Source organism: Oceanobacillus sp. FSL W7-1281, assembly GCF_037969835.1.
Lineage (GTDB): Bacteria > Bacillota > Bacilli > Bacillales > Amphibacillaceae > Oceanobacillus > Oceanobacillus oncorhynchi.
The window spans coordinates 2,997,087-3,021,296 of sequence record NZ_CP150214.1; the positions used below are offsets into that span (position 1 = coordinate 2,997,087).

Below are 24,210 nucleotides of genomic sequence, written 5' to 3' on the forward strand. Positions count from 1 at the left end.
ATATTTTACTAATCGTTTTTGTTCAAAAAGTCGCCAAAATAAAATTAGCCTGCTAGAACCGCAGACTTCCCGTTGCTATTATTACTGAACATAAAAAATCGGGACTTTAGTTAGTCACCGAATGAAAATATGTTATAAAACGTAATATCCTTCCTTATTCTCACATAAAAAAACTGTGAAGAAATATTTCCTCACAGCATTTTTAGTTTATTTTCGTTTTAGCGTGTACGAATTTTTTCTAATTCTACTAAGAATTTATCGTTTAATACTTTAATATACGTTCCTTTCATACCTAGAGAACGAGATTCGATAACTCCTGCACTTTCCAGCTTACGAAGTGCGTTAACAATAACAGAACGGGTAATTCCTACACGGTCAGCAATTTTACTTGCTACTAATAAACCTTCTTTTCCATTTAACTCTTCAAAAATATGATCGATTGCTTCCAGTTCACTGTAAGACAGAGAGCTGATTGCCATTTGTACAACAGCTTTGCTTCGAGCTTCCATTTCAATCTCTTCTGTTTTCTCATGAAGAATTTCCATACCTACCACTGTCGCGCCGTATTCAGCCAACAGTAAATCATCATCATTAAATGTTTCATTTACGCGGCCGATGATTAACGTTCCTAAGCGCTCTCCGCCGCCGATAATTGGAACAATAGTTGTATAGCCGTCTTTGAATAATTCTTTGTTTTCTACAGGGAACACCGTGTGTTTGTTTTCGATATCCAGGTTTGCAGTCGTTTCACGGATTTCTTGTAATCCTTCTGTATACTCTGCAGGAAATTGTTTTTCTTCAAGCATTGATTTCATACGGTCATTCTCTACCTCTTGATTCACTGCAACGCCTAATAATTTCCCGCGTCTGCTGACAATATATACATTCCCGCGAATCACATCACGTAATGATGCTGACATTTCATTAAAATTCACTGACTTTCCTGTTGCTGTTTGTAACATTGCATTAATTTTTCTTGCTCTCGTTAATAAATCCATTTGATATTCCTCCATTTTAGAATTTTAAATTATAATATAAATTGACTGAGATCCTTGTTTTGAGCAATTGTCGAAAGCTTATCATTAACATACCCTTTTGTAATTTCAACTTCTGTCATTGAAATATCAGGAGCTTCATAGGATAGGTCCTCTAATAATTTTTCCAGGATTGTGTGTAATCTGCGAGCCCCAATGTTGTCGGTCTCCTGGTTCACATCATAAGCAATTTGCGCAAGTCTCTCTATAGCTTCGTCCGTAAATTTAAGTTTTATACCTTCTGTTTCTAGCATTTGCTTATATTGTTTTAATAAAGCATTGGAAGGCTCTGTTAAAATTTGCTTAAATTCATTGATTGTAAGCTTCTCCAACTCTACGCGAATTGGAAACCTGCCTTGCAGCTCAGGAATCAAATCAGAAGGTTTCGACATATGAAAAGCTCCTGCAGCGATAAATAGGATATGATCCGTCTTCAATGTCCCATGTTTGGTTACAATCGTTGACCCTTCCACAATCGGCAGGATATCCCTTTGCACACCTTCTCTGGAAACATTTGCAGAGCCTTCTTGTTTGCCTGCTACTTTATCAATTTCATCAATGAAAATGATACCTGTTCGTTCAGCACGGTTAATCGCTTCTTGAGTGACCTCATCCATATCGACAAGCTTTTGCGCCTCTTGCTGGGTCAACACTTTTCTTGCCTCAGAAACGGTTAGTTTCCTTTTCTTTTTCTTTTTGGGCATGAACTGACCAAAAGCATCCTGCATGTTCATCCCCATTTGTTCCATTCCCGAACCTTGCAGCATGTCAAACATCGAAGGCGGAATTTCTTCTACTTCAATAGAAACATAATGGTCTTCTAACTCACCTAACGCCAGCTGATGAGCTGTTCGTTTTCTCTTTGATTTTATCTCTGATTCTTCATTCGAAGCATCATCTTCTTGATCTTCATCTGAATCAGAGCCTTGAAACAGCATTTCAAATGGGTTTTTCACGGAGTTTTTAGTTTTTGTCTGTGGTACAAGCAGTTTAACAAGTTTTTGATTTGCTTCCTGTTCCGCCCGCTCCATGACATCTTCCATCTTTTCTTCTCTCACCATTCGTACAGCTTTTTCTACTAAATCACGAACCATTGATTCCACATCTCTGCCGACATAACCAACTTCCGTGAATTTTGTAGCTTCTACTTTAACAAACGGTGCACCGACCAGCTTTGCAAGTCGTCTGGCAATTTCTGTTTTACCTACACCAGTCGGACCAATCATTAAAATATTTTTGGGCACAACCTCATCTTGAAAATCTTCGTCAAGCTTCATTCGCCTATAGCGATTTCTCAGAGCTACTGCCACCGATTTTTTTGCTTGCTTTTGCCCTATAATATATCTATCTAATTGATTCACTATTTGCTTTGGCGTTAAATCCACCGTCATCAAAAGCACTCTCCTTTGTCAAGACTTCATTAAAAGCGTTCATTCAAAAAGAAAGAAACGATTATTCCAGTACTTCTAACGTAATCTGATCATTCGTAAACACACAAATATCTCCTGCAATTTCTAACGCAGTTTGCGCAATTTCAGCAGCAGATAACTGCGGTGCTTTTTGAAGCAATGCTCTGCCGGCGCTTAACGCATAGTTGCCTCCAGAACCAATAGCAAGTATCCCGTCGTCCGGCTCGATAACTTCTCCTGTGCCGGATACAAGGTACATATTTTCTTTATTCATGACTATCAGCATAGCTTCGAGCTTTCTGAGAACTTTATCAGAACGCCATTCTTTTGCTAATTCGACAGCAGCTCTTGTCAAATTGCCATTAAATGCTTGTAGTTTACCTTCAAATTTCTCAAATAATGTGAAGGCATCTGCCACAGATCCGGCAAACCCGGCCAGAACTTCTCCATTATACAAAGTCCTCACTTTTTTTGCGGTTTGCTTCATAATGACGGCATTGCCCAGTGTCACCTGACCGTCACCGCTCATGGCACATTTTCCATTATGCTGCACTGCAAATATAGTTGTAGCATGCATTTGGGAGTCCATATATCCACCTCACTTATTTTTTATCATTTGCGCGCGGATGGCTTTTCATATAAGCCTTCTTCAAATGCTCTTTCGAAATGTGCGTATATATTTGAGTAGAGGATAAACTTTCGTGTCCTAACAGTTCCTGCACAGACCTTAAATCAGCTCCCTCATTCAACATATGCGTTGCAAAAGTATGCCTGAGCTTATGAGGGTGCACTTGAATATTTATAGAAGCTTTTTCTACTATTTTATTTAGCACAGTACGAATGCCTCTTGTGGTTATCGGATTCCCTCTTGCGTTTAGAAATACATTCTCTGTTTTGTTATTTGATTTATTCAGTAATTTTTTCCTGCCGTGGAGCAGATACTTTTCTAAAGCCGCTTCCGCGAAACTGCCAAAAGGGACATAACGTTCTTTCCGCCCTTTCCCTTTTACAAAAATAGTTCCAATCGAAAAATCAATATCCTGCAAGCGCAATTGCTGACACTCGCTGACGCGGATTCCGGTTCCATACAGAACCTCCAGCAGCGCTTGATCGCGCTGTCCTAAATCTGCCGTCAAATCACTCACACAAAAAAGCTTCTCCAACTCCTCTTCATACAAAAAGCCTGGAACAGGTTTTTCCGACTTAGGGAGTGAAAGCTGCGTAAACGGATTCCCCACAACCAGCTTCTCCCGTTCCAAAAAACGGTAAAAGCTTCTCAGTGAAGATATTTTTCTGGAGACAGACCTTTTGCTTAACGCATTGTTATATAACTCTGTAAGAAATATCCGGACTTCCCGGTAGGTTACATCTTTTAAATCATATACTTCTTCTCTTTGCATAAAAGCTTCGAATGTTTCTAAATCAGTCCGATAATATTGAACGGTATACGGCGAGGCATTTTTTTCAATTTGTAAATACTCTATAAACTGGTCCATATATGTTTTTAAATTCACAAAGAAGTCACCTCATCATCGTATAACGGATAAAGCATAGCACACTCCTTCTGAGATTGCAATGAATTTAACTAAATTGTAATAAAATTCAGAAAGGTGCTTAGAGTTATGAATATTCGATGAAGTGAAAAAACAACGAAAGGATGGTTAGGAGTATCTGAAGATCCTGTTTATTTCCATTCTATAAGTGTATCCACAAAAAATGATAAATAACTGCTCCAATAGCTTAGGGTCTTCCTGCTAAATAATTGGACAGCTTCTGTAAAGGGAAATGCCTTACCAAATAGATTTTAATAACAATTATAATTTTAGTCAACTTTAACGATTATTATACGTCTAATTCAACGATTCCAACTAACACGATGCATATTTTTTTATTATATATTTTACGTTTCTTCACACACAGCAGAACAGAAGCAGCTGATAATATCAGCTACTTCTGTGCAACTTCCTTATATTCACAATTAGAACATTGAACCTGTGTTTCTTTTTTACTTTTCTTCTCTACCAGCATGGAGTCACATTTTGGACACGTTCTGGCAATCGGTTTATCCCATGATACAAAATCACATTCCGGAAATCGGTCACAGCCATAGAAAGTTCTTTTTTTCTTTGATTTCCTTTCTACAACATCACCCTGTTGACATTTCGGACAAGTGACACCAATTTTCTTTAAAATCGGTTTTGTATTTCTGCATTCAGGGAAATTAGAGCATGCCAGAAACTTCCCATAGCGGCCCATTTTATATACCATTTCGTGCCCACATTCTTCACAGGTAATTCCAGCAGGCTCATCACGTATTTCTACCTTTTCCATTTCAGCATCTGCTTTTTCAAGCCGTTTGCTGAAGTCCTGGTAGAAATTGTCAATAATTTGTATCCAGGCTGTTTTCCCTTCCTCAACAGAGTCCAAGTCTGTTTCCATTTTAGCAGTGAATTCTGCATCAATGACTTCAGGGAAAAACTCTTCTACAAGCTCGCAGACGATGGTTCCTAGCTCCGTTGGCACAAACCGCTTATTATCCATGGATACGTAGCCCCTGCGCTGAATCGTATCCAGCGTTGGTGCATAAGTAGACGGCCGGCCAATGCCCATTTCTTCCATTGTTTTAACCAGTCTTGCATCAGTATAGCGCGGAGGCGGCTGGGTGAAATGTTGATTCGGCTTCACTTCTTTCGATTCAACCTTCATGCCCTCTTCCAGCTCCGGCAATATTTTATCTTCCTGTTTTTTATTGTCATCGTTGCCTTCCACGTATACTTTCATAAACCCTTTGAATTTTATCTTTGAACCGGTTGCACGAAACTCCACACCATTATTTAACAGATGCACGGTCATTGTATCCATCACAGCCGGCGCCATTTGACTGGCCACAAAGCGTTCCCAAATTAATTTGTACAAACGCAGCTGATCCCTTGATAAAATATTCTTTAATTCTTTTGGATCTCGTAAAGTAGAAGTCGGGCGGATGGCTTCATGGGCATCTTGCGCACCGCTTTTATTTTTAACAGGGGCTTGCTTGCCAAGGTACGTTTCGCCATAGTTCTCTTTGATATAGTCTTTTACTTCTTCCTTTGCCCCGTCTGAGATTCGCGTAGAATCTGTACGCATATACGTAATTAAACCAGTAATTCCGCCTGAAGAGCGGCCTAAGTCAATACCTTCATATAATTGTTGGGCAATCATCATCGTTTTCTTTGCACGGAAGTTCAATTTTCTTGCTGCTTCCTGTTGAAGGGATGAAGTAGTAAATGGATGTGCTGGATTTCGTTTTCTCTCTCTTTTTTTCACACTTTGAATGGTGAACTCTTTTCCGTCCAGCTTCTTTTTAACTTCTTCCACATCATCTTTTGTTTTAAGCTTTGTTTTTTTACCATCGACACCATAAAAGGCGCCTTCAAATATTTCGTTTCCTTTTGCAAATAATCCGTCGATAGACCAGTATTCTTCCGGCTGGAAATTCTCAATTTCTTTTTCTCTATCAATAATCATTTTTAAAGCAACAGACTGTACTCGTCCGGCACTCAATCCTTTTTTCACTTTCTTCCATAGTATTGGACTGATATTATAGCCTACTAAACGATCGAGAACACGGCGGGCCTGCTGCGCATCAACCAAGTCTAAATCTATCGCCCGGGGATTCTTAAAGGATTCTTTAATGGCATCCTTTGTAATTTCGTTAAAAACAACCCGGCATTTTGAATTTTCATCCACATTTAAAACATGTGCTAAATGCCATGCAATTGCTTCCCCCTCGCGATCCGGATCGGCTGCGAGATAGATTTTTTTGGCTTTTTTTGCTGATTTTCTTAAATCTTTAAGTATATCCCCTTTTCCGCGGATAGTAATATACTTTAATTTATAATTTTCCTCAACGTCTACTCCCATTTGACTTTTTGGCAAATCGCGAAGATGCCCCATGGAAGCTTTTACTGTATATTTTTTTCCTAAATACCGTTCAATCGTCTTTGCTTTCGCCGGCGACTCAACGATAACGAGATAATCTGACATGTACGTTCCTCCCATAATGAGGTTGACAATTTACGAATAGAAATCTTTCCTAATACTATAGATAGAATACGTTTTTGTCAAACACTATTTATTGAATAATCGAAAACTATAATTCCATTCTGTGTAAATATCTTCAGCAGATTGAATTAATTTTGCACCATCCTGAATGATTCGGTTACACCCGGCACATTGTTCTAAAAGCGGATTGCCTGGTACAGCGAACACATCCCTTCCTTGATCAAGGGCTTGATTCACCGTAATCATCGTACCGCTCTTTTTCATTGCTTCTATCACTAGGGTTCCCATTGTCAAGCCACTTATAATTCGATTTCTTTCCGGGAAATGATATTTTTGAGGCGGTGCATCTGGCGGGTATTCAGACAAAGCCAGTCCCTGCTTTACTATCTTTTGATAAAGCGGCAAATGTTCTCTTGGGTAAATGGACCGAAAGCCGCCGCCCAAAACAGCAATCGTGTTTCCCTGCCGTTCCAGTGTCAGCCGATGTGCCATACTGTCAACGCCTCTTGCCATTCCGCTGACAATCACCCATTTTGCATCAATAAGAGGCGCAATCGCCATAAAAAGCTTCCCAAAGGCCTCATTTGACGGGTTTCTTGTACCGATAACACTGAGCATCGGCTGTTTTGCTAAAAGATCCAGATTTCCTGAACCATATAAAACGAGGGGTGCGTCTTTAATTGTATTTAACATAGAGGGATAATATTCGTCAACTATTGTGATGATATGAAAATCTCTTGATTCTTCCAATATCTTCTTTTTTAATTGCGGATTATGAAGGTCTTTCAAGAGGGCTTGTGCTTTTTGATGAGGAATTCGAATAATTTGTGACAATTCATGCGGGGACAGCTGATAAATCTTTTTTAGTTCAGGATCTGTCCGTATCCACTTGCGTATAAAAGTACGCGTAGCATAACGGCATCTGCTGAGATGAATAAAATCCAGCCGATTAAAAAGATAATTCAATCCATATCCTTCCCTTCTTAATTAATTGAAGCTGAAAAACCCGGACAAGATTCTACTTCCTTCTATATTATAGAAGGAAGTAGAATCTTCTGCCCAGGTACTTTAAAGTACTTCCATACGCTTAATGCGTTTTACATTTTTCCTCTAAACCATTTTCTTTTAATGCTTCAATCATTGTTTCTCCCATAACAGAAGGAGTCGCAGCTACTTTAATTCCGCAGGATTCCATTACACGGATTTTTTCATCAGCTGTTCCTTTTCCTCCGGAGATAATAGCACCGGCATGTCCCATACGTTTTCCTGGAGGTGCTGTTGCTCCGCCGATAAATCCGACCACGGGCTTTGTCATATTCGCTTTCACCCACTCAGCAGCTTCCTCTTCCGCAGTACCGCCGATTTCACCGATCATAATAACAGCCTCTGTTTCAGGGTCTTTGTTAAATTCTTCTAATACATCAATAAAGTTTGTCCCGTTAACCGGGTCGCCGCCAATACCAACAGCTGTTGTTTGTCCATATCCGGCTTCAGATAATTGATGAACAGCTTCATACGTTAATGTACCAGAGCGGGAGACCACACCGATATGTCCTTTTTTATGGATATATCCTGGCATAATCCCAATTTTTGTTTCATCTGCTGTAATTACACCAGGGCAGTTTGGCCCAACAAGGCGTGTTTTCTTGCCTTCCATATAGCGTTTCACCTTCACCATATCCATTACCGGAATATGTTCTGTAATACAGATAACTAAATCAAGCTCTGCATCTGTTGCTTCGATGATAGCATCCGCAGCAAAAGGTGCCGGTACATAGATAACAGATGCGGTTGCTCCAGTAGCTTTTACAGCATCATCAACCGTGTTAAAAACAGGAACTCCTTCTACTTCCGTACCTGCTTTTTTCGGTGTTACCCCGCCAACAATTTTTGTACCATATTCCAGCATTTGTTTTGTATGGAAACGTGCAGTTCCACCTGTGATTCCTTGGACTATTACTTTTGTATCTTTATTAATATAAACACTCATTATAAGTCCGCCCTTTCCTATTTTTACGTCCTCTATTTGTAAGTCAATACACGGTAACTGCTTTACTTCACTGCAGCAACAATTTTCTCTGCGCCGTCTGCCATAGAGGTTGCAGAAGTAATATTTAGACCTGATTCATCTAAAATTTCTTTGCCCCGCTCTACGTTTGTACCTTCTAAGCGGACAACTAATGGAATAGTCAAGCCAATTTGTTTCGTTGCTTCTACAACACCTTCAGCAATAACATCACATTTCATAATTCCGCCAAAAATGTTTACAAAAATTCCTTTTACATTTTTATCTGAAAGAATGATTTTAAATGCTTCTGTTACTTTTTCGGCTGTAGCACCGCCCCCTACATCAAGGAAGTTAGCCGGATCGCCGCCATAATGCTTAATAATATCCATTGTAGACATTGCTAAGCCGGCGCCATTTACCATACACCCGATGTTTCCATCTAATGAAACATAGCTTAAGTCGTATTTAGATGCTTGGATTTCTTTCTCGTCTTCCTCACCTAAGTCACGCAGTTCTGCAATTTCTGGTTGACGATAGAGTGCATTATCATCAAAGTTTAATTTTGCATCCAACGCAAGAACTTCGTTATCCCCTGTAGTTACAAGCGGGTTAATTTCTGCGATAGAGCAGTCTTTCGCAACAAAAGCGTCATAAAGTGCAGTCATAAATTTAACTGCTTTACCCAGTAATTCATCCGGAATGTTAATATTGAATGCTAGTCTTCTAGCTTGATAAGGTGATAAACCAACAACAGGGTCAATCACTTCTTTAAAGATTTTTTCAGGTGTTGCTTCTGCCACCTCTTCAATTTCTGTACCGCCTTCTTCAGACGCCATCATAACAACTCTTGATGTGGCACGATCAAGAACTACCCCTACGTAATATTCTTTCTGAATATCACAGCCTTCTTCAATAAGTAAACGTTTTACTTCTGTGCCGTCAGGTCCGTTCTGATGTGTTACAAGCGTTTTCCCTAAAATTTCATCCGCATATGTACGAACTTCCTCCAGACTCTTTGCTACCTTTACCCCGCCGGCTTTACCGCGTCCACCTGCATGGATTTGCGCCTTGACAACGGTTACAGACGAGCCAAGCTTTTCCGCAGCTTCTACAGCTTCGTCTACAGAATAAGCAACATGACCGTTCGGAACGTTTACACCAAATTCTCGTAAAACTTGTTTACCTTGGTACTCATGAATGTTCATCTTCCATCCTCCTATCAAAATCAATGCACTACTATTGTATTAAAAATATAGGAAATAAACAAGAAATAGGGAACATAAAAATCAATATTATTTCTTGACTCGCCAAAATCATGGACACCATTGTAAAAATAGAAAATGAATGGTTCCTGACAAAACTCCTATTCACCTATTCTCTTTTCCAGTTTGTTTATCTGTCCGATAGATAAAAGCAAACACTTCTGACACTACCTGGAATAGCTCCTCTGGTATCTGTTCATTGATATTTAATTCAGCCAGCACCTCGACTAAGGAAGGGTCTTCTAAAATTGGTATATCATGCGCCTCTGCCCGCTCAATTATCTCTTCGGCAACAAGTCCTTTTCCTGAAGCCATTACTCTTGGTGCATCGTCCATATTCTGCTCATAGCTTAAGGCAACTGCTTTTTTTCGTTTTTCATTCATACTCGAAAATCCACCTTTCCAGAACCAGGCCTTTCCTCAGCAGTTTTTATTGCCTGACGCTGTTGTTTTTCTGCTTCCGTATAGAGCTTGCAGGTAACCGATGCCACGTGATAATCCATGTTTTCTAATGCTTCCTGCAGATTAGGACGAAGCTTTTCTACCAGCACCGGGGTTGTAGCCTGATCGTTATAGATAGTGATAGACAGTGATTTCTTTTGAACATGCAAATCAACAATGGTTTCTTTCATTCCGTGCAGATTCAGGTCAAAAATAATACGGCAATGCTCCGGGTCAATCCTCCCGTCAGCAGTCTTCTTTCCCTCAAAATGCAAATCGATATCCTTGGATACCCCCAATTTTTGGCCAGGTATCTGTATATTAGCCTGAATAAAATAACTGCTGTCATTCATGTTATTTAATTGCATGCCATTTAAAAAATGAACCACCTGCTGTGCGTTCTCTCTACTGATTCCACCACTGCTGCTCTGAAGCATTTCTAGTAATAAGTGTTTGAACTGCATCGTGTTTGCCTCATCTGTTTTCAACGAATTCTCAGCATTCAGTCCGGCATCGCGGAGAACCCACTGCATTTGCTGCAGGAACTGTTCTTTAGGATCATGGATGGTATTTTCATTTGAAGCTGTCCATATATTTATGAACCGCTGCAGTGCCTGGTAATTTTTCGGTTCGGTCAAGGCTTCCAGTAAAGAACGAACGGTGCTGCTCTCCAGCGTAACCGACGATTGATTGGCGAAATACTGCGGAAACTCAGCAGCCAGATTTGACTTAGGCTGTACGGCAGCACTGTCCCCTTGCATCAGTGCCCCTTGTAATGCTCTAGCCTCTGTCATTAATTGCTTTTGATTACCTAAAATAGACTGAATCTTCTCCTTTACTCCTTCGAAACTGCTTGTAAATGGCGCGGTTACTGTCCCTTGATTTTGTGATACAGGCGGGTTCCATTGCTTTAATGCATTTGTCCAGCTTTGCTTATCCAGGGCTTTGGAAATCATCCCTAAGTTTTGCAAAAGAGGAAACAGCACCGGTTTCTCAGCTTGTGCATCGGCTGTCAGTATAATTCTCACCGCTCTTTCATTCGAAGTTCCCAAAATATTCGAGAACCGTTCTAACATTGGAAGTTTTTTAGAATCAGATAAAGCCTCGATAATTTGACGGGTATTTCCTTCGTCTCCTAATCCTTTATTTGAAAAAGATTGCGGAAGCTGTGCTTCTATATTCTGCTTCATCGGTGCTGCCGTGTTATTGCCTTGTTGTTGTATAGGCTTCGCTTCTGTTGTCAGCTGCTGTTGATTAGCTAAAATAGATTGAATCTTCTCCTTTATTTCTTCCAAACCAGCTGTAAATGGAGCTGAAGCCGCAGCTTGATTGGGTGGCGTTTGTGTAACAGGTGCATTCCATTGCTGCAAAATATTTGTCCATGCCTGTCTGTCCAGCCCTTTAGAAACGAGGCCGAGACTTTGAAGCAGCGGAAATAAAACAGGCTTTGGAGCTTGAGCATCGGCACTCAAAATGGCGCGCACAGCGCTTTGTTCAGTAGGAAACCCTTTAAGCACGTGTTCCAGGCTAGCACGCAGCATCGGCTGCTGGCCGGGAGGGAGGGAACGTTCCAGCAACGCTAAGCTCTCACTAAGATTGCCGTTTTGAAACGCTCGCACTGCTTGGAACGAAGCTGGCGTTATCGGGATACGCATTTTCATTAGCTCCATAAGAATAGGCTGTGCTTGCTTCTGTGAGATTTTGTTATCCTGAATATACTGCATTGCCTGCATCAAATCACTTCTCTGCATGGGCACCTGTTCTCTGACAAGCGCACTGGCCAGCTGGAACGTTAATTTATTTTCTTTGATGCCAAGCTGCTGAAGAAGATGACGAATCATCTGCTGTCCATTATGCTGCTCACCGGTCATTACTTTTAATTCAGGCATTTTCCCTTCATTGGATGTTACTTGAAAAAAATATTTTCCGCCCACAGAAAGAGAAGCCTCCAGCTGGGCAATTAGCTGGCTGCCCTGAATTTGAATGGCTGCTCGATGATTTGGAAAAAGCTGCTTTACTGTTCCTTGTAAAATATCCCCTGTCTTCAGATTATGAAGCAAATTTGCCTTGGAAGAATGCAGTAATTTAGCCGCCTTTACATTGTCTTGAATCCGCATAGGCTCTCCTCTTTTTCTTTATCATTTTCCCATTGTTTTTATTGGTGCAAATGATGTTCTATGGTAAGGCGTCACCCCAAATTGATTCAGCCCTTCTAAATGTGCTCTGGTCCCATATCCCATATTTTTATCAAAATCATAGCCGGGATATTTCTTATGTAATTCCTTCATATACTGATCGCGGGCTACCTTTGCCAACACACTGGCAGCTGCAATACTGACGCTTGATGCGTCTCCCTTGATAATCGCTTCCTGAGAACAGGCTAAGCCGGGCAAATGGACTGCATCAACCAGTACATGCTCAGGAGATGGTGTCAGCCCTGATAACGCATCATACATTGCTTTTTTGGTTGCTTCATAAATATTAACCGTATCTATAATCTGATTATCTATAAATGAAATATGATAGCTGACAGCATGCTCTTTGATATAGGTGCTGTATTCTTCCCTTACGTTTTCTTTTAGTTTCTTGGAATCATTTAACCCGATTAATTGAAAATCTCTTGGAAGGATCACAGCAGCTGCTACAACAGGACCTGCAAGCGGACCTCTGCCGACTTCATCCACACCTGCTATTTTTTCTATTCCATTCATATATGCATTGTTCTCATAGCGCTGCATTTCAGCAAACTGTTTAATTAAACGTTTTTCACGCTCTTTTTTACGCTGATAGGATTGTATCAGTGTCTGAACGCCTTTCCTTTCGTCTTGAAGAATTACTTCCCATTCTTCAGTTGTCAGGGTATCTTCTTTTAGTAATCCTTTAATTTCTGTGATCGATTGCTTTTTCATAACTATCCTGCTTTCTTTTATTATCGTCATTTTATCAAACTTGTTAAGCTATCTTTTTAAACATCCTCTATATATATGAAAATAGCCTACAAAGAAAAATCCCCTGCAGGCTGTTAAATATATTTTACGGCTGTTCCAAAGTGAACTTGCCTAATTTTCCTGTTCGTAAATCTTGAAGAACGATATCGGATACTTTATCGAAATTCACATGACCGCCGCTTTCTAATGCGCCTCTTTTTCTGCCGATGCCTTCAAATAGTTCTACCATATCCGAACTATCTTCTACAGCATAGCGTTCCTTCAGGTAATTCGGATATTCTTCAAATAAGAAGCGAATAACAAAGGCTGTAATATCCTGAAGAGGAAGCAGCTGGTCTTTTATTGTTCCGATTGCCGCCAGCCGGTATCCTACAGCCTCTTCTTCAAATTTCGGCCATAAAATGCCTGGTGTATCCAGTAATTCGAAGTCTTTCTTTATTTTAATCCATAATTGCTGTTTAGTAATTCCGGGACGGTCTCCCGTCTTCGCAATTTTTTTATTGGCAAGCCGGTTAATCAATGTAGATTTCCCCACATTCGGGATACCAACGATCATTGCTCTGGCTGGTCTCGGCTTAATTCCTTTCGCCTTCAGCTTGTCCATCTTTTCTTGTCCCATTGCTTTGGCAAGCTGAACAACCTGCTGTATATCTCCTTTTTGATTCACATCCACTGCAACAGCCTGTGTCCCCTGCTCCTGATAACTTGCTATCCATTCAGCTGTTTTCGCAGGGTCAGCTAAATCTTTTTTCATCAGTAAGACAAGCTTAGGTTTTTGTCCTAAAACCTCTTGCAGCATCGGGTTTTGGGAGGAGTACGGTGCTCTTGCATCAACCAGTTCAATGACAAAGTCAACAAGCTTTAATTGCTCCTGTACTTCTCTGCGCGCCTTCGCCATATGACCGGGAAACCACTGTATAGGCATATTTTTCACCTTCCTTATTCACTAAAGTGTATACGATTCAATGGCCAGTAGACCAAACTTGCCTCTCCGACTACCTCATCCATCGGTACTACTCCGATAATTCGGCTGTCTGTTGAGTTGCTTCGATTATCGCCTAGTACGAATACGGAATCCTCAGGAACCACTTCATAGCCTTCTTCCAATTCTTCCAGCTCGAAATCATTTGTAAAGACCTGATCGTTTAAGAACGGCTCATCTACCGGTTCCCCGTCGATATACAATACATTATCTCTCACTGCTACATGCTCTCCGGGCAATCCAATGACACGCTTAATAAAATCATTTTGCTCAGGAGCATGGAACACAACGATGTCAAACCGATCTGGTTCTCCAAGCGTATAATTAATTTTATTCACAATCATTTGATCACGGTCATGCAAGGTTGGCAGCATCGATGGTCCTTCTACAACGATAGGCGCAAATAAGAACATTCGCACTAAGAACACAAAGCCTACAGCAAGAAGAATAGCTTTTATCCACTCCAACCACTCATTCTTTTTCTTTTTTTGCTCTTTCTCTGTCATCTGATTTCCTCCGATAACTTCAGTCTACCTTATATTGTAGCTAGTAAGTGTTAGATAAACAAATTCTAAGTAGTATTATTTTTATTAAAGTGCCTGTTTAAAAAGTTCGATAAATAGGACCAGTCAGCTAAGAACGCGACGTCCTGTGACTGCGATTTTAGCTGAGTTCCTCTAATCACCGTATCATTTTTATAGGACTTTTTGAACGTCCTCTTTAAGAATGAAAAAGAGCTACTGCCATGATTGACGTAGCCCTTTTGTATTCGTTTCATATCCTCTGCCGGCTGATTAGCGACGTTCTTTAATACGAGCAGCTTTTCCGCGCAGGTTACGCAGGTAGTAAAGCTTCGCACGACGTACAATACCGCGACGAGAAACTTCAATTTTATCAACTCTTGGTGAATGTAATGGGAAAGTACGCTCCACACCAACACCATAAGAAATTTTTCTTACTGTGAATGTTTCGCTGATTCCGCCGTTTTGACGTTTGATTACAACACCTTCAAATACCTGAATACGCTCACGACTTCCCTCTACAACCTTTACGTGAACCTTTAAAGTGTCACCAGGTCGAAAATCAGGATGGTCTGTACGCAATTGATCTTTGGTTACGTCTGCAATAATTTGTTGCATGATTTTCACTCCTTCCAAACTAATGCTCATGCCCTTTTATCTGAACAGCGGAACATCGTTTTACATGCTTACACGCACATAAGCACAATTAATAATATAGCATATTATGGCGTAAAGCACAACTACTTTTCGTCATTTTTTAATTCTTGAAGTATTTCTTTATCTGCTGTATCTAACGGTTGATTTTCTAATAAATCAGGGCGTCTTTCAGCAGTTCTTCTCAAGGATTCCTTCCTTCTCCAGGCTTCAATATTCGCATGGTTTCCGGATAAAAGGACTTCTGGAGCCTTCATTCCGCGAAAATCGGCAGGGCGGGTGTAATGGGGGTGTTCCAATAATCCAGTTGAAAAAGAATCCTGTTTTGCAGATGCTTCGTTTCCAAGAGCCTCTGGCAATAAACGAACAATACTGTCAACAACAACCATTGCTCCTAATTCTCCACCAGTTAAGACGTAGTCTCCTATAGAAATTTCATCCGTTACAAGATGCTCACGAATTCGCTCATCATATCCTTCGTAATGACCGCAAATAAAAATCAGATGCTCCTCCTGAGCCAGCTCCTCTGCTTTTTTCTGTGTGTAAGGTTCCCCCTGAGGGCACATCAAAACAACACGCGGACGGGAAGCTCTCTCTTTTTTCACCGCTTCAACAGCATCAAATACAGGCTGTGGTGTCAGCACCATACCTGCTCCGCCCCCATAAGGATAATCATCTACTTTTTTATGTTTTTGCGTGGAATAATGACGAAAATCAACAAGCTGATAAGAAAACTGATCTTTATCAGCCGCTTTTTTCAGGATAGAACTTTCCATCACACCATAAAACATTTCCGGAAAAAGTGTCAGAATATCAATATGCATCTAATCTAACATCCCTTCCATTAACTCCACTGAAATAACTCCAGTCTGGATGTCTACCTTTTTGACTACATCTTCAATATAAGGTATTAACAAATCCTTCTTGCCAGGCCTTTGTACTACCCAGACATCATTAGCGCCGGGAGAGAGGATTTCTTTCACTTTCCCTAATGTATCTCCCTCCGCGGTCTGAACTTCGCAGCCGATAATTTCATGATAGTAAAACGCATTCTCTTCCAATTCTTCTGTTTGGTTTTTATCGATATACAAATTCATGCCTTTCCATTTTTCTACATCATTCAGATTGGTATATCCTTTAAATGTAATCAAATCAAACCCTTTATGAATACGATGTGATCCAATTTCCAATGTAATATCACGCTGGTCTGATGTAATAATTACTTCATTTCCAGGCGTAAAACGTTCTTCGAAATCAGTAATGCGTAAAACCTTTACTTCGCCTTTAATTCCATGTGTATTCACGATTTTACCAATTTTTAATTTCTCTGTATGCATCTTTTTTTCACCTATTTCATTCGTCGATTCGGATAACCTTATCATCTTTAATTACGATAGCCTGCTCCTTCATAAGATGGTGCCAATCGGAGCCGACTTCGACCTCAACAAGAGCTTCAACCTCTTTTTCAACGATTTCGCTACCCATTTTTAATTCATCTAACTGTTCTATCTTAAAATCTAACAGCTTCATTTTTTCCTGGCGATTTTTAATTTCCTGGTTAAACCGAGTTTCCATATCTGAACGAACATTTGCATTTTTGTTCTTTAATTTTCTCATTTCAAATTGGAGTTGTTGACACTCTTGTTCAAGACGTAATTTATGATTTGTGAAATTTTGGCGGATTTTTTCTTTGCTGTCCTCTGTCACGACTACCTTAATGGGAACTTTTTTAATTAATTTCATTTCAATTCAGCTCCTGCCTGATAGATTCGGGTTTAAATGTATAAAAAGGGAAAGTTGAGCCCTAAAAGCAGGGTCAGCTTTCCCTTTACCAAGTTATTCAGAAAGAATATATTCTTTCTGAATACGAACCTTACATAATATCCAAAAAAATACGTTTATTACCACCAGTGTTTGCTGCATATACAACAGTTCGTATTGCTTTTGCAATCCGGCCGTTTTTGCCAATGACTTTTCCGACATCGTCCGGATGAACAGTTAAATGATACGTAACTTTAGAATCTTCTTCCGTTTCTTTTATCACAATATCATCCGGATAATCTACTAATGAGGTAACAATCGATTTAATCAGGGCTTTCATGATATCACACTACTTATTTAGAATTTTTTTGTTCGTGAAAATTCTTCATGATGCCTTCGTTAGAGAATAGATTACGCACTGTATCACTTGGTTTTGCACCTTTTGTCATCCAATCAAGTGCTTTTTCTTCATCTATTTTAACCTCAACTGGATTTACTACAGGATTGTACGTACCGATTTGTTCGATAAAGCGACCATCACGTGGAGAACGAGAGTCCGCTACAACAATACGATAGAATGGATTTCTTTTAGAACCCATACGTTTTAAACGAATTTTTACTGCCATGCTTTGCACCTCCAATAATTATCTTATCACAAGAATTGATTTTAACAGATAGTTTTTAGTCTGTAAAGTATTTTTCCATTACAAGCTTATTTTATTATAAAAAAGCGTGAAAATCAACTCTACATGAAAGGAAATTTAAATCCGCCGCCTTTTCCTTTTTTCCCTTTTTGCATATTGGTCATTTGCTTCATCATTTTTTTCATCTCTGAAAATTGTTTTATCAAACGGTTAACCGCTGCAACTGAAGTCCCTGACCCTTTTGCAATCCGTTTTCTTCTGCTTCCATTGATGATACTCGGCTCCTGGCGCTCTTCTTTCGTCATGGATTGAATAATTGCCTCTACCTCGGTCAATTGACTTTCATCTAATTGGGCATTCTTCAAGCCTTTCATCTTGTTAGAGCCTGGAATCATGGCCATTAAGTCATCTAATGGCCCCATTTCACGGACCTGACCCATTTGTTCCAGGAAGTCGTCGAATGTAAAGGACATCGTACGCATTTTTTCTTCTAATTCTTTTGCCTGTTTTTCATCCACATTGGTCTGTGCTTTTTCAATTAAGGAAAGTACATCTCCCATGCCGAGAATTCTGGATGCCATACGTTCTGGATGGAAGGCTTCCAGCTGATCCAATTTTTCTCCCATTCCGGCAAATTTAATTGGCTTGTCCGTTACCGCTTTGATAGAAAGCGCCGCACCGCCGCGGGTATCCCCGTCTAACTTTGTCAGAACAACTCCTGTAATATCAAGCTGTTCATTAAAGCTTTCTGCTACATTAACAGCATCCTGCCCAGTCATGGAATCCACCACTAAAAAGATTTCATCTGGTTTTACATCTGTTTTGATATTCTGTAATTCTTCCATCAGGTTTTCATCTACATGCAAACGGCCAGCCGTATCAATAATGACATAATCATTGTGATTCTCTTTTGCCTGAGCAATCGCCTGGTTGGCAATATCAACCGGATTTGCTTCTGTTCCTAATGAAAAAACAGGCATATCCAGCTGTGTGCCGAGTGTTTCCAATTGTTGAATGGCTGCCGGACGATAGACGTCACATGCAACTAATAAAGGATTGCGGTTATGCTTTTTACGTAAATGGTTCGCAAGCTTTCCCGTGGTGGTCGTTTTACCCGCACCTTGTAAACCAACCATCATAATAACGGTCGGCGAACGGTCGGCGACAGCAATTTTACTTTGCTCTCCGCCCATTAAATTCGTTAATTCATCTTTTACAACTTTAATAACCTGTTGTCCCGGTGTTAAGCTTTCCATTACTTCCTGCCCGACAGCTCTTTCTTTTATCCGGGCAATTAATTGTTTTACAACTTTGAAGTTTACATCGGCTTCTAAAAGCGCCAGGCGAACTTCTCTTGTCATCTCTTTTACATCTTGCTCAGAGACCTTACCCTTACCGGTAATTTTCTTTATCGTACCTTGGAGACGGTCCGCTAATCCTTCAAATGCCATAGAAGGTATCCCCCTAATCTAAATCTAGTAATTGTTGAACATACTTTTTTGCCTCCGGATCTTTTACCGTTTCCGAAAGCTTCATAATGATTTGCTTACGTTTTTCAAATCTAGAAAAAAGATGAAGCTTATCCTCATAAGACTCTAACATTTTTTCTGTTCTCTTTATATTATCATATACAGCTTGTCTGGAAACTTCAAAGAGCTCCGATATCTCACCTAATGAGTAGTCTTCCAGATAATACATTTCCATATAACTGCGCTGTTTTGGAGTCAACAGTGCTTGATAAAAGTCATATAAATAATTTATCCGATTTGTCTTTTCCAGCAACGGGCACACCTCTTGTTAAGTGATTTTCCTTTACATTTATCATATCCAACTCAATCGGAAATTGTCAAGTAGTGAAGCGGGTTTCGGCTATTCCGTTTTCTCGCTCTCCTCACTCATTCCTAAATCAGAAAATAGTCCATATACAAAGGCATCTGCGTCAAATTGCTGCAGGTCATTGATACCTTCACCTAATCCGACATATTTCACCGGAATTTGCAATTCATTACGAATAGCAAGCACAATCCCGCCTTTTGCGGTACCATCCAGTTTAGTCAAGACAATTCCGGACACATCTGTTGCCTCTGAAAAGGTACGTGCCTGTGTCAATGCATTTTGGCCGGTAGTAGCGTCCAAAACCAGTAAAACTTCATGGGGAGCACCTGGAATTTCACGTTCAATGACGCGTTTCACTTTAGCAAGCTCGTTCATCAGATTCACCTTATTCTGAAGTCTTCCTGCAGTATCACAAATGAGTATATCTGCTTCACGAGACTTTGCAGCTCTGATTCCATCATAAATAACCGCAGCAGGGTCACTGCCTTCACTGTGCTTTATTACAGGAACGTCAGCACGCTCTCCCCAGATTTCTAATTGTTCGATTGCTCCAGCACGGAAAGTATCCCCTGCTGCTAAGATGACATTTTTTCCATCTGCTTTTAATTGATGTGCAAGCTTGCCAATACTGGTTGTTTTCCCCACGCCATTTACACCAACAACAAGAATTACCTGTAACCCGTCTCCATCTAGCTGCAAATGCTGAATTGACGAATCTTCATCACCATAATAAATATCTACAAGCTTTTCTGAAATAACATCCTTTATTTCAGAGGAGTCCTTGATTTTTTGACGCTTTACTTCCATTTTAAGTTCTTCGACAAGGTCCATCACAGTGGAAACACCGACATCTGCTGTAATTAATACCTCTTCTAATTCTTCAAAGAAATCCTCATCTACTTTACGATAACGTGCAATTAAATCATTTAATTTCCCAGAAAAGGTATCTCTTGTCTTTTTCATACCTTCCTGATATTTTTCGGAAATCTCCTTGGTTTCCTCGTTTTGCTTAAAACGCGCTTTCAATTTATCCATGAATCCCATATTGATATCCCCCTACGATTGAATCAATTCTTTTGTATCCTCTAATCGGACAGAAACCAGTCTCGACACGCCTGATTCCTGCATCGTCACACCATAAAGAACATCTGCTTCCTCCATGGTTCCTTTTCGATGTGTAATGACGATAAACTGTGTATCCTTGCTGAATTGCTTTACATACCTGGCAAAGCGGACTACATTCGCTTCATCTAAAGCCGCTTCGACCTCATCCAGTATACAAAACGGAACTGGACGGACACGCAAAATGGAAAAGAGAAGGGCGATTGCTGTTAATGCTCGTTCTCCTCCTGATAAAAGGCTTAAATGCTGCAATTTTTTACCCGGCGGCTGTGCAATAATATCTACGCCTGTTTCTAATAAATTATCCGGGTTTGTTAATTTTAATTCAGCATGTCCGCCGCCAAACAAGTGCATAAACACCTGGGAAAATTCTTCTTTTATTTTTGAAAAAGTGGTTGAGAACCGCTCCTTCATTTCTGTGTCCATCTCTTCAATAACAGTATATAGCGTTCGCTTTCCTTCCACAAGGTCATCTCTTTGTTCTTTTAAGAACTGGTACCTTTCAGAAATACGCTCATATTCATCAATAGCACCTAAATTAATCGTGCCCAGCTGGTTGATTTTATCCTTTAAACGGCTGACGACTGCTTTTGCCTCATCCATATTTTCAACCTTTGCATAATCACGTTTTGCCAATTCATATGTCATCAAGTATTCTTTTTCAAGCTGCTGCAGGTGGTTATCAAGCTCCACATCCAAGCGGTTTGATTTGACCTCCTGTTTTTGATGGTGCTCATTCGTCACGCTATATTGTTCCTGTGCCTCTTTCAAATTCGCTTCCAGGGACTGCTGTTTGTCTAAGCTTTCTTTTCTTTTAGTGCGCAGCTTCTCTATGCTTTCCGTTAATTTCTGTTTGGACGTTCTGGCATTGACAATTTTAGCTTCCATTTCTTCTTCTGTTTCTTCCTGATTTTTTATTGCCGTTATTGTCTCCAGCTCTTCGTCCACCTGACTTTTGTCCTCAATTGCCCGTTCAAGCTGCGTCTCTAAAGCTTTTGTATTCGCTTTTTGATTTTTAAAGCGTTCTTCCTGCTCAGCCAGTGTTACTTTGATTTCGTAAAACGCATCCTGTAATTTTCCTTGCGTCTCTTTTAATTTCGCTTCTTCCTCTGTTAAATCATCCACTTCTTTTTGCACTGTTTGAAGCTTAATATTGATTTCTTCTAATTCTTTTGTCAGGACTTTATTTCGATCCGCTAATTCTGTACGGCTCTGTTCATTCTGTTTTTTATCCATATCATAGATGGACAAGTTGTCATTGATGGATGTCAGCTTCGCCTGAAAGGTTTGAAAATCAGCTTGACTTTCCTGCACCTCTTTTTGCATTTTCTGCACTTCTTGCTCGGTATCGCTGATTTTTTCATCAAGCTCTCGCAAATAATCTCTTTTCTTCTGTACACCATGTTCAAATTGCTCTGTTTTTTGTTTGTATTCTGCCAAGCGCGCATGCAGCTCCTGCAGATCTTTTTCGCGGGTAAACAGCGATTGATTCTGTTTTTTCTGCGCTCCTCCTGACATAGAGCCTCCAGGGTGGACCATGTCACCGTCCAGCGTGACAATCCGGTATCTGCGATGCAGTTTTATCGCAATGTCATTTGCATCCCGCAAGGTTTTAGCAATAACCACATTACCCATTAAATGCTGCACTGCTTTCTCATATTTTTTAGCTTTCGGCTGCACTAAATCAGAAGCAATACCTACAAACCCCGGGTGCTCCCTTACTTCCTGTTTTCCTTCACTGGATAAAAAACGGGGTTGAATCGATTTGAGCGGGAGAAAAGTTGCCCGCCCGCTATTGGTCTTTTTCAACCAATTAATCGCTTCTCTTGCTGCCTGGTCTGTTTCTACAACAATATTTTGCGCTTGTCCGCCTAATACGGTCTCCACTGCTGTAATATAGTCTTTAGGGACATCCATTAACTCGATAACTGCCCCTTCTATATCCTTCAGCTTGCCTTCTTCTCTTGCCCGTAAAACCTGACGTACGCCTTGAAAGAAGCCTTGAAAGTCTTCCTTCATTTCTTCGAGCATTTCTTTTTTTGACTTTACTTTTTCAATGTATTGATAGCCTTGATAAAGCTTAGACTGCGCTTCCTCATACTGCGTGCGTTCTGATTGCATTTCAGCCTTTAACGTCTTTAATTGCTGCGTCTTTTTTTCCAGTTGGTTCTGATAAGACTGCAGGACTTCTTCAGCGGCTGTCTGTTTATCTTGCAGCTCATTTCTCTCCGTAAGCATATCCTTAAATTTCATGGATTGGGAATTGTTTTTTGCTTCAATTTGCTCTTGCTGCCGATCAACAGATTGTTTTTCATTTCGATAAGCAGCCTGCTGATTCAACAATTCGATATACTCCGCTTTTAAATCCTCAATTCGGTTAGCTACATCTTCCGGCCGCATTGCTAATTTCTTTTCTATTTCTTTTTTTCTGGCCAAAGTATCAGCCTTCTCTGCCTCTAAAAGCGCCAGTTTCTCTTGTTCATTTATTTTTTGTTTTTCCAGCACACGAACATTTGAAGTAACCCGATCTAACTGCTGTACAAGCTTTTCTTTATTCTCATCTGCGTGCTTGGACCGTTCATCAAACAGTTGCTTCTTTCCTTCAAATTTCTCCAGCCGTTCTGTTACATCTAATAAATCAGTCTGCAGCTGCTCTATTTCTGTTTCATACTGCTGTATATGTTTTTTTTCTTTTGCCACGTCCACTTCGATCAGACGAATGGCTTCGGATTGTTCTTTCTGTTTTTTTTCGTTCACAGCTAAATTTTCTAATACCTGCTGCCATTCCTGATGAATTTGTTCCATTTCCGTAATCAGCACAGAAATCTCTGTTTCTTGGAGTTCAGCCTGCAAGGTCTGATATTCTTTTGCTTTTTTTGATTGCTCTTCTAACGGGTCCAGCTGCTGTTCAATTTCATAAACAATATCCTCGACACGATTCAGATTCTCCTGCGTTTCAGCAAGTTTATATTCTGCTTTTTTCTTACGCTGCTTATATTTTAAAACACCTGCCGCTTCCTCAAAAATCACACGGCGCTCCTCTGCTTTCGAGCTGAGAATCTCTTCCACTCTTCCTTGACTGATAATAGAAAAAGCTTCCCTGCCCAGACCGGAATCAATAAACAGGTCAACAATATCCTTCAGACGGCAAACCTGTTTATTTATATAAAATTCGCTTTCCCCAGATCGGTAAACCCTTCTTGTCACACTGACTTCTTCGTAATCCAGCGGTACACGCTGATCTTTATTGTCTAATACAAGTGTAACTTCAGCGATATTTAAAGGAGATCTCGAGTCACTCCCCTGGAATATAATATCTTCCATTTTGGATCCGCGCAGTGATTTCATAGATTGTTCTCCCAGCACCCAGCGGATTGCGTCAGTAATATTACTTTTCCCGCTTCCATTCGGACCTACTACCGCTGTTACTCCAGGTACAAAATCTACGTTAATTCGCTCTGCAAAGGATTTAAATCCAACACTTTCTAATCGCTTTAAATGCATAATCATTCTCCTAAAATCTAATCTTTCTATTTTCATCGTG

The 24,210-nt window shown here is 40.2% G+C and carries 23 protein-coding genes; all 23 read right to left on the minus strand.

All coding sequences use genetic code 11. From position 1 onward, the window contains the following. Positions 1–218: 218 nt before the first annotated feature. Positions 219–998 (minus strand): GTP-sensing pleiotropic transcriptional regulator CodY, encoded by a 780-nt coding sequence (gene codY, locus MKX55_RS14900; RefSeq protein WP_339178240.1) that lies wholly within the window; start codon positions 996–998, stop codon positions 219–221. 29 nt (positions 999–1,027) lie between these two features. After that, the gene (gene hslU, locus MKX55_RS14905; protein ID WP_339178242.1) at positions 1,028–2,425 is read right to left on the minus strand and encodes an ATP-dependent protease ATPase subunit HslU; all 1,398 of its coding nucleotides are present in this window, start codon (positions 2,423–2,425) and stop codon (positions 1,028–1,030) included. 61 nt (positions 2,426–2,486) lie between these two features. Beyond that, positions 2,487–3,032, minus strand: coding sequence for an ATP-dependent protease subunit HslV (hslV, locus tag MKX55_RS14910; RefSeq protein ID WP_042535046.1), 546 nt, complete (start codon positions 3,030–3,032; stop codon positions 2,487–2,489). Positions 3,033–3,045: 13 nt separating this feature from the next. Beyond that, positions 3,046–3,939, minus strand: a complete 894-nt coding sequence (gene xerC, locus MKX55_RS14915) for a tyrosine recombinase XerC (protein ID WP_339185267.1) — start codon at positions 3,937–3,939, stop codon at positions 3,046–3,048. Positions 3,940–4,390: 451 nt separating this feature from the next. Beyond that, the gene (gene topA / locus MKX55_RS14920) at positions 4,391–6,469 is read right to left on the minus strand and encodes a type I DNA topoisomerase (protein ID WP_339178245.1); all 2,079 of its coding nucleotides are present in this window, start codon (positions 6,467–6,469) and stop codon (positions 4,391–4,393) included. Between the two features lie 84 nt (positions 6,470–6,553). Further along, entirely contained in the window at positions 6,554–7,453 is a 900-nt protein-coding gene (gene dprA / locus MKX55_RS14925) for a DNA-processing protein DprA (RefSeq protein ID WP_339233371.1), read from the minus strand. Between the two features lie 121 nt (positions 7,454–7,574). Next, positions 7,575–8,477: a succinate--CoA ligase subunit alpha gene (gene sucD / locus MKX55_RS14930; protein WP_339178250.1), complete on the minus strand. Its 903-nt coding sequence runs from the start codon at positions 8,475–8,477 to the stop codon at positions 7,575–7,577. A gap of 62 nt (positions 8,478–8,539) precedes the next feature. Next, a complete protein-coding gene (gene sucC / locus MKX55_RS14935) occupies positions 8,540–9,700 on the minus strand; it encodes an ADP-forming succinate--CoA ligase subunit beta (protein WP_042535054.1) in 1,161 nt (386 codons plus the stop codon). A 162-nt stretch (positions 9,701–9,862) separates the two neighbouring features. Beyond that, on the minus strand, positions 9,863–10,141 hold the full coding sequence (locus tag MKX55_RS14940) for an EscU/YscU/HrcU family type III secretion system export apparatus switch protein (protein ID WP_339233372.1): 279 nt from the start codon (positions 10,139–10,141) through the stop codon (positions 9,863–9,865). Further along, positions 10,138–12,315: a hypothetical protein gene (locus MKX55_RS14945; RefSeq protein ID WP_339233373.1), complete on the minus strand. Its 2,178-nt coding sequence runs from the start codon at positions 12,313–12,315 to the stop codon at positions 10,138–10,140. Before MKX55_RS14945 ends, MKX55_RS14940 begins: the two co-directional genes overlap by 4 nt. Before the next feature lie 21 nt (positions 12,316–12,336). Next, positions 12,337–13,107, minus strand: a complete 771-nt coding sequence (locus MKX55_RS14950; protein ID WP_339233374.1) for a ribonuclease HII — start codon at positions 13,105–13,107, stop codon at positions 12,337–12,339. A 124-nt stretch (positions 13,108–13,231) separates the two neighbouring features. Further along, entirely contained in the window at positions 13,232–14,071 is an 840-nt protein-coding gene (gene ylqF, locus MKX55_RS14955; RefSeq protein WP_339233375.1) for a ribosome biogenesis GTPase YlqF, read from the minus strand. A 14-nt stretch (positions 14,072–14,085) separates the two neighbouring features. Then, positions 14,086–14,634, minus strand: a complete 549-nt coding sequence (gene lepB, locus MKX55_RS14960; RefSeq protein WP_042535062.1) for a signal peptidase I — start codon at positions 14,632–14,634, stop codon at positions 14,086–14,088. Positions 14,635–14,922: 288 nt separating this feature from the next. Then, positions 14,923–15,267, minus strand: a complete 345-nt coding sequence (gene rplS / locus MKX55_RS14965; protein ID WP_042535064.1) for a 50S ribosomal protein L19 — start codon at positions 15,265–15,267, stop codon at positions 14,923–14,925. 122 nt (positions 15,268–15,389) lie between these two features. Beyond that, positions 15,390–16,127, minus strand: a complete 738-nt coding sequence (trmD, locus tag MKX55_RS14970) for a tRNA (guanosine(37)-N1)-methyltransferase TrmD (RefSeq protein ID WP_339178261.1) — start codon at positions 16,125–16,127, stop codon at positions 15,390–15,392. Further along, positions 16,128–16,640 (minus strand): ribosome maturation factor RimM, encoded by a 513-nt coding sequence (rimM, locus tag MKX55_RS14975; protein WP_339178262.1) that lies wholly within the window; start codon positions 16,638–16,640, stop codon positions 16,128–16,130. A gap of 16 nt (positions 16,641–16,656) precedes the next feature. After that, positions 16,657–17,046 carry a YlqD family protein gene (locus MKX55_RS14980; RefSeq protein WP_042535069.1) on the minus strand — a complete coding sequence of 130 codons (390 nt, stop codon included), beginning with the start codon at positions 17,044–17,046 and terminating at the stop codon, positions 16,657–16,659. Between the two features lie 130 nt (positions 17,047–17,176). Beyond that, positions 17,177–17,404 (minus strand): KH domain-containing protein, encoded by a 228-nt coding sequence (locus MKX55_RS14985; protein ID WP_042535071.1) that lies wholly within the window; start codon positions 17,402–17,404, stop codon positions 17,177–17,179. A gap of 13 nt (positions 17,405–17,417) precedes the next feature. Then, entirely contained in the window at positions 17,418–17,690 is a 273-nt protein-coding gene (gene rpsP / locus MKX55_RS14990) for a 30S ribosomal protein S16 (protein WP_042535073.1), read from the minus strand. A 119-nt stretch (positions 17,691–17,809) separates the two neighbouring features. Next, entirely contained in the window at positions 17,810–19,159 is a 1,350-nt protein-coding gene (ffh, locus tag MKX55_RS14995) for a signal recognition particle protein (protein ID WP_339233376.1), read from the minus strand. 13 nt (positions 19,160–19,172) lie between these two features. Next, positions 19,173–19,490: a putative DNA-binding protein gene (locus tag MKX55_RS15000; RefSeq protein WP_339178270.1), complete on the minus strand. Its 318-nt coding sequence runs from the start codon at positions 19,488–19,490 to the stop codon at positions 19,173–19,175. 87 nt (positions 19,491–19,577) lie between these two features. Beyond that, the gene (gene ftsY / locus MKX55_RS15005; RefSeq protein WP_339178272.1) at positions 19,578–20,588 is read right to left on the minus strand and encodes a signal recognition particle-docking protein FtsY; all 1,011 of its coding nucleotides are present in this window, start codon (positions 20,586–20,588) and stop codon (positions 19,578–19,580) included. Positions 20,589–20,600: 12 nt separating this feature from the next. Then, positions 20,601–24,170: a chromosome segregation protein SMC gene (gene smc / locus MKX55_RS15010; RefSeq protein ID WP_339233377.1), complete on the minus strand. Its 3,570-nt coding sequence runs from the start codon at positions 24,168–24,170 to the stop codon at positions 20,601–20,603. Positions 24,171–24,210: the final 40 nt, after the last annotated feature.

Excerpts from the sequence above, each read along its gene's own strand:
- codY (WP_339178240.1), bottom strand. The coding sequence starts at position 998 with ATGGATTTATTAACGAGAGCAAGAAAAATTAATGCAATGTTACAAACA.
- hslU (WP_339178242.1), bottom strand. The coding sequence starts at position 2,425 with ATGACGGTGGATTTAACGCCAAAGCAAATAGTGAATCAATTAGATAGA.
- hslV (WP_042535046.1), bottom strand. The coding sequence starts at position 3,032 with ATGGACTCCCAAATGCATGCTACAACTATATTTGCAGTGCAGCATAAT.
- xerC (WP_339185267.1), bottom strand. The coding sequence starts at position 3,939 with ATGGACCAGTTTATAGAGTATTTACAAATTGAAAAAAATGCCTCGCCG.
- topA (WP_339178245.1), bottom strand. The coding sequence starts at position 6,469 with ATGTCAGATTATCTCGTTATCGTTGAGTCGCCGGCGAAAGCAAAGACG.
- sucD (WP_339178250.1), bottom strand. The coding sequence starts at position 8,477 with ATGAGTGTTTATATTAATAAAGATACAAAAGTAATAGTCCAAGGAATC.
- sucC (WP_042535054.1), bottom strand. The coding sequence starts at position 9,700 with ATGAACATTCATGAGTACCAAGGTAAACAAGTTTTACGAGAATTTGGT.
- MKX55_RS14940 (WP_339233372.1), bottom strand. The coding sequence starts at position 10,141 with ATGAATGAAAAACGAAAAAAAGCAGTTGCCTTAAGCTATGAGCAGAAT.
- MKX55_RS14945 (WP_339233373.1), bottom strand. The coding sequence starts at position 12,315 with ATGCGGATTCAAGACAATGTAAAGGCGGCTAAATTACTGCATTCTTCC.
- MKX55_RS14950 (WP_339233374.1), bottom strand. The coding sequence starts at position 13,107 with ATGAAAAAGCAATCGATCACAGAAATTAAAGGATTACTAAAAGAAGAT.
- ylqF (WP_339233375.1), bottom strand. The coding sequence starts at position 14,071 with ATGCCTATACAGTGGTTTCCCGGTCATATGGCGAAGGCGCGCAGAGAA.
- lepB (WP_042535062.1), bottom strand. The coding sequence starts at position 14,634 with ATGACAGAGAAAGAGCAAAAAAAGAAAAAGAATGAGTGGTTGGAGTGG.
- rplS (WP_042535064.1), bottom strand. The coding sequence starts at position 15,267 with ATGCAACAAATTATTGCAGACGTAACCAAAGATCAATTGCGTACAGAC.
- trmD (WP_339178261.1), bottom strand. The coding sequence starts at position 16,127 with ATGCATATTGATATTCTGACACTTTTTCCGGAAATGTTTTATGGTGTG.
- rimM (WP_339178262.1), bottom strand. The coding sequence starts at position 16,640 with ATGCATACAGAGAAATTAAAAATTGGTAAAATCGTGAATACACATGGA.
- MKX55_RS14980 (WP_042535069.1), bottom strand. The coding sequence starts at position 17,046 with ATGAAATTAATTAAAAAAGTTCCCATTAAGGTAGTCGTGACAGAGGAC.
- MKX55_RS14985 (WP_042535071.1), bottom strand. The coding sequence starts at position 17,404 with ATGAAAGCCCTGATTAAATCGATTGTTACCTCATTAGTAGATTATCCG.
- rpsP (WP_042535073.1), bottom strand. The coding sequence starts at position 17,690 with ATGGCAGTAAAAATTCGTTTAAAACGTATGGGTTCTAAAAGAAATCCA.
- ffh (WP_339233376.1), bottom strand. The coding sequence starts at position 19,159 with ATGGCATTTGAAGGATTAGCGGACCGTCTCCAAGGTACGATAAAGAAA.
- ftsY (WP_339178272.1), bottom strand. The coding sequence starts at position 20,588 with ATGGGATTCATGGATAAATTGAAAGCGCGTTTTAAGCAAAACGAGGAA.
- smc (WP_339233377.1), bottom strand. The coding sequence starts at position 24,170 with ATGCATTTAAAGCGATTAGAAAGTGTTGGATTTAAATCCTTTGCAGAG.